The 12152-nt window shown below is 48.4% G+C and carries 9 protein-coding genes; 6 read left to right on the top strand and 3 right to left on the bottom strand.

What is annotated here, in order from left to right:
• Window positions 1-4: 4 nt before the first annotated feature.
• On the bottom strand, window positions 5-1039 hold the full coding sequence (locus ACO6V1_RS12620; protein ID WP_422462730.1) for a type IV pilus twitching motility protein PilT: 1035 nt from the start codon (window positions 1037-1039) through the stop codon (window positions 5-7).
• A gap of 101 nt (window positions 1040-1140) precedes the next feature.
• Here ACO6V1_RS12620 and ACO6V1_RS12615 point away from each other — a divergent pair, with 101 nt between their 5' ends.
• The 4 genes from ACO6V1_RS12615 (at window position 1141) to ACO6V1_RS12600 (ending at window position 5939) form a co-directional block, all read left to right on the top strand.
• Entirely contained in the window at window positions 1141-1875 is a 735-nt protein-coding gene (locus ACO6V1_RS12615) for a YggS family pyridoxal phosphate-dependent enzyme (RefSeq protein ID WP_422450539.1), read from the top strand.
• Window positions 1872-2693 (top strand): pyrroline-5-carboxylate reductase, encoded by an 822-nt coding sequence (proC, locus tag ACO6V1_RS12610; RefSeq protein ID WP_422449746.1) that lies wholly within the window; start codon window positions 1872-1874, stop codon window positions 2691-2693. The genes ACO6V1_RS12615 and proC overlap by 4 nt, the downstream gene beginning before the upstream one ends.
• An 81-nt stretch (window positions 2694-2774) precedes the next feature.
• Window positions 2775-3329, top strand: coding sequence for a YggT family protein (locus tag ACO6V1_RS12605; RefSeq protein ID WP_422449745.1), 555 nt, complete (start codon window positions 2775-2777; stop codon window positions 3327-3329).
• Between the two features lie 135 nt (window positions 3330-3464).
• Window positions 3465-5939, top strand: coding sequence for a hypothetical protein (locus ACO6V1_RS12600; RefSeq protein ID WP_422462732.1), 2475 nt, complete (start codon window positions 3465-3467; stop codon window positions 5937-5939).
• Window positions 5940-5970: 31 nt separating this feature from the next.
• Here the strand turns inward: ACO6V1_RS12600 and ACO6V1_RS12595 are convergent, their stop codons facing one another.
• On the bottom strand, window positions 5971-6198 hold the full coding sequence (locus tag ACO6V1_RS12595) for a hypothetical protein (RefSeq protein WP_422467069.1): 228 nt from the start codon (window positions 6196-6198) through the stop codon (window positions 5971-5973).
• On the opposite strand from ACO6V1_RS12595, the gene ACO6V1_RS12590 reads away from it, so the two are divergent.
• The gene (locus tag ACO6V1_RS12590) at window positions 6110-7609 is read left to right on the top strand and encodes a serpin family protein (protein WP_422462734.1); all 1500 of its coding nucleotides are present in this window, start codon (window positions 6110-6112) and stop codon (window positions 7607-7609) included. The genes ACO6V1_RS12595 and ACO6V1_RS12590 overlap by 89 nt on opposite strands.
• A 389-nt stretch (window positions 7610-7998) precedes the next feature.
• The gene (locus tag ACO6V1_RS12585; RefSeq protein WP_422467067.1) at window positions 7999-10125 is read left to right on the top strand and encodes a serpin family protein; all 2127 of its coding nucleotides are present in this window, start codon (window positions 7999-8001) and stop codon (window positions 10123-10125) included.
• A gap of 64 nt (window positions 10126-10189) precedes the next feature.
• On the opposite strand, the gene aceF is transcribed toward ACO6V1_RS12585, so the two are convergent.
• Window positions 10190-12139: a dihydrolipoyllysine-residue acetyltransferase gene (aceF, locus tag ACO6V1_RS12580; protein ID WP_422462942.1), complete on the bottom strand. Its 1950-nt coding sequence runs from the start codon at window positions 12137-12139 to the stop codon at window positions 10190-10192.
• Window positions 12140-12152 lie beyond the last annotated feature (13 nt).

Raw genomic sequence — 12152 nt, 5'->3', positions numbered from 1 at the left:
GCTCCTAGAATGCGTCACGGTCCTTGGCCTTTTCACGGGCCACATCACGAGAGATCAGTCCCTTTTTCATCAGGTTCGTCAGGCACTGATCCAGTGTTTGCATGCCAAGTCCACCGCCGGTCTGAATGGCCGAGTACATCTGGGCAACTTTATCTTCGCGAATCAGGTTTCGAATACCTGGCGTGCCAAGCATAATCTCATGGGCAGCTACCCGGCCTCCACCGTTTTTCTTCAAAAGTGTTTGCGAGATCACAGCCTGGAGTGATTCCGAGAGCATTGAACGCACCATGGACTTCTCTTCCGCCGGAAATACATCGACGATACGGTCAATGGTTTTTGCCGCCGAGGTGGTGTGCAACGTACCGAACACCAGGTGACCGGTTTCCGCAGCGGTCATCGCCAGACGAATCGTTTCCAGGTCACGCATCTCACCAACCAGAATAATATCGGGATCTTCACGCAACGCAGAGCGCAGGGCATTGCTGAAGCTATGAGTATCCCGATGCACTTCCCGCTGGTTAACCAGACACTTTTTCGGGGTGTGGATAAATTCAATGGGGTCTTCGATGGTCAGGATATGCTGATATTTGGTGTCATTAATGTAATCCATCATGGCCGCCAGCGTGGTGCTCTTGCCAGAGCCGGTAGGGCCAGTCACCAGCACTAACCCCCGGGGTTTATCCGCAATGGTTTTAAATACCTGTCCCATGCCCAGGTCATCCATGGTCAGTACTTTACTGGGAATAGCCCGGAACACCGCCCCCGCTCCCCGGTTTTGATTGAAAGCATTGACACGGAAACGGGCAACGCCCGGTACTTCAAACGAGAAGTCCGCTTCCAGGTGCTCTTCCAGATCTTTACGCTGTTTGTCGTTCATGATGTCATAGATCAAACCATGAACTTCTTTCTGCTCCATGGGCGGCAGATTGATACGGCGAACATCACCGTCGATTCGAATAATTGGCGGAAGTCCTGCCGACAGATGCAGATCCGAAGCCCCCTGTTTATAGCTGAACGCCAATAGCTCAGTAATATCCATTTATTATCCCCCTTACACCAGGAAGCAGGTAAACTATGAGATTGTCAGGGAATAGCGCTATTCCCGGACAATCTTCCTGCCAATTTATTATTTACCCGGTAATGTACAACCTGATGACCTTATTACAAAACCGATTTCAACGGGTTTATGACCGAATTCATCAAGCTGAGCAAGCCTGCAATCGCAACGGGCAAGTGCAACTGCTGGCAGTCAGCAAAACCAAACCTGCCTCTATGGTGCGTGAAGCATGGCATCTGGGTCAAAAGCATTTTGGCGAAAACTACCTTCAGGAAGCCCTGGGCAAAATGGATGAGCTCAGTGACCTTGTGGATATCCACTGGCATTTCATCGGTCCAATCCAGTCCAACAAAACCCGGGATATCAGCAGCCACTTTGACTGGGTTCACAGTGTTGACCGGCTGAAAATCGCGCAAAGGCTGAATGATCAACGTCCTCGGGAGCTCCCCCCGTTAAATATCTGCCTGCAAGTGAATATCAGCGGCGAAGCGTCAAAATCCGGGATCCGCCTGCATGAGCTGCCAGCGCTGGTAACCTCCATTGCCCGTTTACCCCACCTGAAGCTGCGTGGCCTGATGGCTCTTCCCGCCCCGGAAACCGACCCTGACCGACAGCGCGAGCCTTTCCGGGCACTGACCAATGCGTTACATTCCCTGAATACCGAGTTCTCACTGACGATGGACACCCTGTCCATGGGCATGACGGATGATCTTGAGGCAGCGATTCAGGAAGGTTCAACCATGGTCCGTATTGGTACTGCACTGTTTGGCTCCAGAACCTCTGCCCATCAAGCGCCTGAAAGGGACAGCAACGCATGAATGAATCAACCATTGCTTTTATCGGTGCTGGCAATATGGCCAGCAGTATTATCGGTGGCCTGATCAATAATGGCTGGCCAACCTACCAGTTGATTGCTTCCGCCAGAACGGCAGAAACATTGTCCGATATCCGTGAAAAATTTAATATTGCCACCACCGTGGATAACCACCAGGCCGTCAGCCAGGCGGACATCATTATGCTTTGTGTGAAGCCACAGGTGATGAAAGCGGTTCTGACCGACTTAAGCCCGTCCATAAAACCGGATGCCCTGGTTATCTCCGTCGCTGCCGGCATTACCATGGAAAGTCTGCAGAACTGGGGAGGCGAGCACCTTTCGATCGTGCGCAGCATGCCAAACACACCTTCTGCGCTGCAATGCGGTGCCAGCGGTTTGTTTGCTAACAAAAACGTCAGTACTGCCCAAAAAGCGCTGACCGATGATATTTTTAATGCCATTGGTATTGCCAGATGGGTCGACCATGAGTCGTTAATTGATGCGGTCATTGCCGTTTCCGGCAGTGGCCCGGCCTACTATTTCCTGCTGATGGAAATTATGGAACAGGTCGGTGTTCGCCTTGGCCTTGATACAGAAACCTCAAGACAGCTGACCCTGCAAACGGCCCTGGGGGCTGCCAGGATGGCAACGGAAAGTGATGTTGATGTCGCCGAGCTTCGTCGTCGCATTACCTCTCCCAACGGAACCACGGAACAGGCCATAAAAACGTTTCAGGAACAGGGGTTGCCTGAGCTGGTGGCACAGGCGATGAATGCTGCCGTCAACCGGTCGATAGAACTGGCAGAAACGCTGCAAGACTGATTCTGTTGACGGGCGATGGAAAGCGGTAATATGCGCAAAGATTATTAAATTATTTTGACCAAAGGGTAACCAATACACTCTATGTCTGCACTTTCTTCGAGTCTCAGCTTCCTGATCCAGACCCTGGGCGGTTTGTATATCATGGCTGTGTTGATTCGCTTCCTGCTTCAGCTGGTTCGAGCCGACTTCTATAACCCGATTTCTCAAGCTATCGTGAAAGCCACATCGCCACTGCTCAACCCCATCCGCAAGATAATTCCCGGTTATGGCGGTGTGGACATGGCCTCTCTGGTTCTGGCGCTGATACTTCAGATCACACTGCTCTATGTACTGCTGTTGATAGGCGGTTTCTCTCCGGCGACCATTCCTTTCCCCAGCGTCCTGATCAGCAGCCTGATTAAACTGGGCATCGAGTTTCTGAATATTTATATGTTCAGTCTGATCATTATTGCCATCGCCAGCTGGGTAGCGCCGAACAGCTATAACCCTGGACTGATGCTGCTGTTCCAGATTACCGAGCCACTCACCAGCCGTATACGCAAAGTGATCCCACCCCTTGGCGGGCTGGATTTTTCCCTGATGGTTCTGGTGATCATTATTATTACCCTGAAGAATTTTCTGGGTGCCCTGGCCTGACTCTGCCAATCTGACCACTGGCGCTGATCTCTGGATTAGCGCCTGTCTCCCCCTCCATTTCAGATTCTTTAAACTGTCTTCTTTCCGTCGATATTAAGGCTACCCCCAAACAACTGTGAGGCAGCTGAAAGGATCATGGAACAGGCCATTGAGTACATGCTTCGAAAGTTAATATGGCCGAAAGCAAGGTTAACTGGCAGAACGACCAGACAATGGTTTGCATCAGCTGCCTGTATTTTAAGCCTTAGCAGTCCTTTCTCTTCGGCAAATGATGAAAACCTGCTGCTGAGTGAAGCGGAATCCCCTCCCTTTATCCACACCTTCCAGCAGTCCGACTTTAAAAATGGATCTGAGCTGATCATCAGTGGTAATAATGGCTCAGACAAACAGCAAATCCTGATTGTGCGGATTGATAATGAAAACTCCGCAGATTACCGGTCCAGGGTCAACCAGGAGTTTACGCTCTCACCCGGTCCGTTTGCCGTGGTACTGCCCCTCTCAGGGCTGAAAACATCCGGCGGACAACCGTTTACACAGCCATACACCAAACTGTTTGTGTTCAGTGCCGATATGTGGGCGGGCATCGAGCTGGAAAAAATCCATATCAGCTCCGCCGCCAGTCTGCCCGAAAACACCCTGGCGCTGGATTTTGGCTCAGGCGACAGTGCGGCTTTCCCCGGCTTTGAATCCATTGGCAAAAACAGCTCATACCTGCAAGGCAAAATCACCGAACGGGTTCGTACTTCCGGTGATGCACTGATTCGGGATGGTATTGCCGGGGTTACCAGCCTGCAGATCCCCTGGTCTGATGGATTATGGAAACTCAGCCTGTGGACACAGGATCAAGGGGAATGGGAATACCTGCCTCACTTTCTTAAACGGCAAATCATCGCCAATGGCACCACCATCGTTGATGAGAAGTTTACTCAAGAGCAGTGGATCAATGACGTTTATCTGGCTGGCAGGAAAAAAGAAGGCGGTATCGATGGGGACTTGTGGGCGTTGGTTGGTGAACGCCGAAGTCACTTTATCAGCAAAAACATTGGTGTCATCAACGGGATGCTGACTATCGATCTGACCGGTGACTATGACGCCAGATACCTGGCGGCTCTGGTTCTGGAACCTATTAAAGGTACCTTTGCCCAGGCCACCCAGAAAAAACGACAGGAACGCCTGCTAAATCAATGGCCTGTAGCGACTGAGCCATACACCCCGCCAGACTCACTGTCACTGGCAGATATCAGCCAGCAGGTAAAAGATGATGACACTTTTTATCTGGCAGCCAGAAACAGCCTGCTGAACCTGACCTTTGAAATAGCCAGCCCGATGGATGATGTTGCACCTGCGGTTGTAGTCTCCCCGCCCAAATCGTCGGATGGAGAGCCCTTAACCGTCATCACCCGCTATGGGCACTGGCGCTATGAAAGACCAACACCCAATGCCACGTCACTGATACTGGATGACAGCTATCTCCGTGCCGATATGGCAAGCCTTCGTCTCTCCAGCAAAAGGCCCAGACGTCTCTATGTTCAGGTGGAAGTTCCCGCTGAAGCACGTGCTGGCGACTACGCTGGTATGATTCAGCTGTTCAGCGGCGGTGAACTGCGGTTGCTGCATTATAAAGTACGGGTACTTCCGACCGTGCTGCCAGAACTGGAAACCCCTGTAGGCCTCTATCTGGAACCGCCACCTTACTATCAGTGGTTCAAGGCACTGGCAGGACAGAGTGCCAATGCCACCTCCTGCGATCTTTCCCTGCTGGCTTCCCACGGTTTCAGCACGGTTGCCCCGGCATTGGCAACACCTGGCACCGAGACCGGACGACAGACGTTTATTCAGCAACTGCAACAACTAATGCGCTTTGGCTTCAACGGCAAGATTCTGGCTTACGCACCGCTGAAACGCCTGTTAAGTCAGAAGGGCGAAACAAAGGCAATAGCGGACTTAAAACAGCTGCAACAGTTATCAGAGAACCAGAATCTCCCTGACATTTACTGGTCAATTTTTGACGAGCCCGCCAATGATCACTTTTCGCAAATAAAGAACACCGTCAGAGTGCTAACCGATAACGCTCTGCCATTGAAAACGGCTGGCCATTTGAACCATGACCATCAGGCTGAACTTGCCGAAGTAACGGATCTTCTCCTGATCAACCACGGCACCGAAGTGACCGAAGAAAATATTGACGATTGGCAGGAAAACAGCACGGTCTGGCTATACAACATGCCCAAACCCCGGTTAGCAGCTGGCCTGTATCTCTGGCGATCCGGTGCTGAGGGCTATTTACAATGGCATGGCCGTATGCCGACTGCCGACCCATTTGATCCCATCGATGGTCGGGAGGGGGATGTTATGTATATCTACCCATCTGCCAGCCGGTGTCCGGAAGTTCTGGACATTCATCGCCGTTTTCTTGATTTGCATGAAGCGACCCTTGATCTGCGTTGGTTACAGTGGCTTGAGGGCATATCCCACAAACAGACGGAAGCCCAACAGCTTCTGGCGGAACTTCGGACAGAGATACCGCCACAATGGGAACGGGCGGCATTAATAACAGAGGCACAGCGGATGGCAATACGTGACCGGATACTGTCAATCATCAGTAAGTAGTTAACCAAATGAAATCGTATTTTCTGACTCATTAATTATTATCAAATGGAGAGAATATTATGGGACCAATATCGTCAGGCCCAACACGATCAGTGCCATTGGAGCCATTAACTCCGCCGGACACATCCTCCCGGAGCGATTTATCGGCCTCTGATATCGTTGAAAAACTGATGGATACCGTATCGTTTGCGATCCTGAGTATTACCGACAAAAAAAGCAGGGTAGTGTCTTCTGCCAGCCTGGCACCGGTTCTGGGCATGGTTCTGGCCTGTATGAAAGATAACGCCAAGAAGGAATTGCTCCTGAAAATCCCCCCGGGCTCCTTAACTGAAGAGCTGGAGATGGAAATCCATCAAAAGCTTGGTGAATTCAGCAAAGACCGCCCTTATGATGAAACTGGCAAGATCATCTCTGCCGCTAACTTTGTTGGTACAGCCTCTGTTACCACGGATCAGTATCTTGACCGGATACTGTCTGAATGTTATCAAACCCAAACGTTGGAAATTGATAAAGAGAAAGTAGCGGACGCCGCAGATACTTTTGTTAAAGAGAAAACCAAAGGAAAAATTAAACAGTTGTTTGATGATCTTACTGAATATGAGCGGAACCAGATTTCATTGGTATTAGGTAATGTGATGGAAATCCGAGGTGTCTGGAGGGAAGCTTTTCCCCTGAATAGTGAGGCTTCGTGCCGTTTTCTGTGCGCAAATGGAACTATGAAAAACGTCAGGAAGATGCGTATAAAAGAAAATTTACACTTTGCTCGCAATAAAGTGTTTACTGCCATTGCCAAAGATTTCCGATCGGAAAATGGGGAAGATCTTAAATTGGTCGCGATAACACCGAACAAGACCAGTGCGACAGCGATTAACAAACTTGATTCTGAAACCATTAACCATCTGATTGGCAATTTGGATGAAAATAAAACGGAGATTACGCTGGATCTTCCAGTTATAGAAGTTAAGAAAGGTGGTGATACTGAACTACTGGAAAAAATTACAGATGCCCTGGGAACATCCATAACCGCTCAGGATTTGTCCAGGTTAAACCCATCACCCACTTATAATCTGCGGATGGTGCAGAAAATCAAAGTATCCGTTGACGAACAGGGTGCTGACAGCACAATTGCCACTGCTGCAACAGCGGCTTCAAGGGGGGGCGAAAACACCTTTAATATTGACTGCCCCAGCTATATAGCCATTGTAGGCAGCAAAGGTAATCGGTTGCTTGAGATGGTCATTAAGGATGACAGCTTTTTGGTGCCTGATGGTTCGCCTGTGATCACTATCCCTGAAGGTTGGAAAGATGTTGATCCGTGGCATGATGATCAGTCGGATTATGATGATGACGTTAATACCTCTACATTAAACAGGTTATCAACTCCTGAACCTTTTCAAGCTGTTAATGATGTGAGTACATTAATACAACATGGGCTTAACCCGAGTGGAGAGCTGAATATTTCCAGCGTTAAGTTATTTTATGATTATGAGTTATCTATCACTGTTGATACTGTGGATACCGCAAATAAGGTTAGACAAAAAGTATTTGAATTAATTGATGAAGAAGAACATAAAAACTTTGTTGACGTTTGGGAGAGATTAGAACCTGTTAAAGTAAAGGTTACATTCAAGGCTTGGAAAGCACTGCGTGATAAGTTACTTCGTGAATAAATAAATACAATGCAAAACCGGAGATTAATCACCTCCGGATTTATTAACAAAAGTCTCAAAGAAGCCATTGCCGATATCGGTCAACAATTCACCCTGCATGAAATTTGCGATTGGTATGCTCAGCTTGTGCATGTGGTGCTGGCGCAGGGCTCTGGGGACCGAGAATAGACCAAAGATTGTGACCGTCCAGGGAACTATTATCCACACAAAATGTCTTAATAATATCCAAGTCGGCAACTCTGAATATCCATTTATCAGATCAATACTGTAAATCATTACAGTTTTCCGTCACTTGCGGCTGATTAACAAGACAATCCCTTGCCACAAAGCATGGAGGCAGCGAGTTTGTCCTCGCTAAATAATTTTTATCAAGCATTGGAGAGAATACTATGGATGCCATACCTTTTGACCCAGGGATGTCAGCGTTATTCCAGAGAACAAATCTGCCAGACACAGCGTCCCCGGCCACTTTATCGGCCTCTGATATTGTTAAAACAATGGTGGATAAATTATCCCTTGAACTCTTGGACATTAAAGGCAATAAAAGTAAGGCACTCTCTCTTGTCAGCCTGCTTCAGGCTCTGGGCATGGCTCTGTTGAGTATGACAGACGACACCATCGTGGCATCGGCTCTTGGCATCTCCCCGGGTTCCTTAACTCAAGACCTGAAAGATAAGATTCATACAGAACTCGGTAAATGTGCCGTAAAACACTCTAACGATCCTGACTCTGATCAGTCAATCCGTATCACTAACTTTATTGGGTCTACCTTTTGCTACGATAATGAGCAGTATGAACAGTCACTGTCAAAATATTATAAAACCAAAAAGCTGGACAATAATAACAACGGCAAGAACCTTGCCGACACCATAGATTCTTTTGTTCATGATAAGACCGAAGGAGAAATTGATACGGTTTTTGGTCATCTTACTGAATCTCAGCGGCACAAAGTTGAAGCGGCTTTAGGCAGTGTGATGAATTTCCAGATTGACTGGGATGAAAGATTTTCTGAAGATGACACGGAAAAGGGGCTATTTCAGTGTGCAGATGGAACTTTTATTAATAACGTCCTTATGATGTGTAAAACTGAAGTTCTTAACGTGGCTACTGACGGAAACTTTGCGGCCATTGCCAAAGAATTCCGATCTGCAAATGGAGAAGATCTTAAATTAGTGGCGATAAAACCACGCAAAAGCAGTGCGACAGCAATTAACAACCTGAATTCTGAAACGATTAATCATCTGATTGACAAGCTAAAAAATGTTGAAATGGAGGTTGAGCTAAAACTACCCAAAATTGACATAACGAACAGTTGTAATACTGAGTTACTGGATAAAATTAATCAGGTATTAGGAACCTCCATAAAAGCACAGGATTTATCAAAGTTAGGTACACAGTCGGATGATCAACTGCACATAGTTCAGAAGATCAAGGCATCCATTAATGAAAAGGGTGCCCGTGGTTCCATTGCCACTGCAGCAGTAGATATAGGTAGGTCATTATTTATAGACCCAATTTGCTTTGATTTTAACTGTCCTGGCTACATTGCCATTGTGGACAGGGAAGGTAATCGGTTGCTTGAGCTGGTCATTAAAGATGGCCAATTTTTGGTCCATGATGGTCCACCCATGGTCACAGACGCTGAAAACTGTAACTCTTATAATCAGAAATTTTTTAAAATAGATGACTTATCTGATGACGAAGATAATACACCTGATAATAAATGCTCCGAATACCAAGCTGATAATAAATGCTCCAAATACCAAACTTATAATAAATGCTCCGAATACCAAGCTGATAATAAATGCTCCGAATACCAAGCTGATAATAAATGGTCCGAATACCAAGCTGATAATAAATGGTCCGAATACCAAGGATTAGCCACTCAAGTTGTGCCGTCATATGATACAGTTTTACCTCTGCTTGGTAATAACATCGAATTATCAGATACCAAAGACTATGAAACCAGATTGTTACCACAAGACAATAGGCAGTTACAAAAAGACCTGAAAACCAGTATTGAATCCCCTACAGCCTCTGTAGCTTCTCAAAAGGTACTGGAAAAAGCAGAACCAGCCTCGCAGCAGCCTGGTGTTTCCCGGGAACAAAGTCCTGTGAAAACGCCTTCACCAGCAGAAAATGAGAAGTTACCAGCCTCTGCAATAGATAACTCTTCAAAGCATTTATCTACTGGCCACACACCCTCTACAATAGATGAGTTTTCAGAGCTTTTATCTGCTAACCCTTTGAAAATTTTTGATGTGAGTACTTTAATAAAAAACAATTTTAAACCGAATGAGGATTTCAACATTAAAAGCGCTGAGGCAGGTAGATCCTCGTTAACAATCAAGGTTAAACATGAGAAAAACGCCATTAAGATTCGAGAAAGAATATTAGAATCAATTGGAGAAAAACATAGTCGTAATGTTAAGATTTGGGAAAATTTTGATCCTGTACACGTAGATGTTATGTTTGATGCCTGGAAAGCACTCCAAAATCATTTATCTTCTTCATAACTTCAAAGAAATACAATGTTGAATCCGGAGATTAATCACCTCCGGATTTTTATTAACCAAAGTCTCAAAGAAGCAGCTTGCGAATATCGGTCAACAATTCACCCAGCATTGTCGTGAAACGTGCTGCATCCGCACCGTTGATGGCTCTGTGATCATAAGACAGTGACAACGGTAACATCAGCTTCGGATCGAAGTCCTGGCCATTCCACACGGGCTTCATGGCGGCCCTGGACAGACCAAGAATGGCGACTTCTGGCGCATTGACGATCGGAGTAAACGCCGTGCCACCGATAGAACCCAGGCTGGAGATGGTAAAGCAGCCACCCTGCATTTCATCAGGCTTCAGCTTCTTGTCACGGGCCTTACCGGCCAACTCGATACATTCAACCGACAGTTCCCACAGGCTCTTCTGATCGACGTTTCTGATCACTGGCACCAGCAAACCGTCTGGGGTATCAACCGCGACTCCAATGTTGATGTACTTCTTGTAGATCAGCATTTCGCCATCAGGGCTAAGGGAAGCACAGAACTGTGGCAGCTCTTTCAACACGTAAGCAACGGCTTTCAGAATAAACGGCAGTGGTGTCAGTTTGGTACCACGGGCCTCGGCCATGGCTTTCTGAGCCTTGCGGAACGCTTCCAGTTCAGTAATGTCACACTCATCAAACTGGGTAACGTGTGGCACATTCAGCCAGGAACGCTGGAAGTTCTGAGCCGCCACTTTACGCAGCCGATTCAGGGCAACCTTCTCGATCTCACCCCACTTGCTGAAGTCGATCTCTGGCATGGCTGGAATACCCAGACCAGTAGAAGCACCTTGTCCTGAAAGTGCCTTTTCACTGAGGCGCATCTTCACGTACTTTTGTACGTCTTCTTTCAGAATGCGACGACGTGGACCACTACCGGTCACTTCAGCAAGATCAACACCGAACTCACGGGCCAGTTTGCGCACCGCAGGACCTGCATGGAATTTGCGGTTGGTACGCTCAAGTTCCACAGGGTGCGCTTCTGCATGTGGGGGTGGTGCTGATGGTGCGCGGGATGGAGCCTCCTGCTGCGGTGGCACAGTGGCAGGTGCAGCGGCTGCAGGCGCTGGCTGGCTGACAACCGATGCTGCTGCGCCACCAGACACTTCAATATCCAGAATCAGGTCACCCTGGCTAAGGGTATCGCCTTCTTTGACCATGATGGCTTTCACAACACCGGCAAACGGTGCAGGCACTTCCATGGTCGCCTTGTCAGATTCCAGTACGATCAGTGACGCTTCTTCTTCAATCTGATCGCCAACGCTGACACAGACCTCAATCACGGGAACGTTCTCAGCACCAATATCAGGTACTGTTACTTTCTCCATGCGCGGTCCAGACTGAGGCTCGGGTGCAGCTGGCACAACAGCGGCAGGCTCTGGAGCTGCAGCTGGAACCGGCGCAGGCGTTACAGCGACATCACCGCTGCCATTGACTTCAACGTCAATCACCAGATCACCCTGACTCAGGGCATCACCTTCCTTGACGTGAATGGCAGTCACCACCCCTGCTACCGGGGAAGGCACTTCCATGGTCGCTTTGTCGGACTCCAGGACAATCAATGAGTCTTCCAGGGCAACGGTGTCACCAACCTTCACACTCACCTCAATAACCGGCACATTTTCAGCACCGATATCGGGTACATGCACCGACTCAGTCCGGGAGCCACCAGCCGCTTCAACCACCGGGGCTGCCGACACGGGGGCTTCTGCTGGCGGTCCTCTGTCCGCTATGGGCTCGACAACCTCAGATGCTGCTGCAGCCATCTTAAGCATCGGAGCACCTTCGCTGACATTGTCACCCATATTCAGCAGCACTTCTGTCACCACGCCATCCCTTGGTGCCGGGACTTCCATGGTGGCCTTGTCAGACTCCAGAACAATCAGGGAGTCTTCGGCCGATACCGTATCACCGGGCTGGACGCAGATTTCGATGACTTCTGCCTCACCGCTGCCGATATCCGGAACCTTGATGATTTCGTCACTCATTCCTCATACCTTC

The sequence above is a fragment of the Endozoicomonas sp. ALC013 genome, from assembly GCF_049310205.1.
Classification (GTDB): domain Bacteria; phylum Pseudomonadota; class Gammaproteobacteria; order Pseudomonadales; family Endozoicomonadaceae; genus Endozoicomonas.
This window is presented reverse-complemented; position numbering and strand designations above follow the sequence as displayed.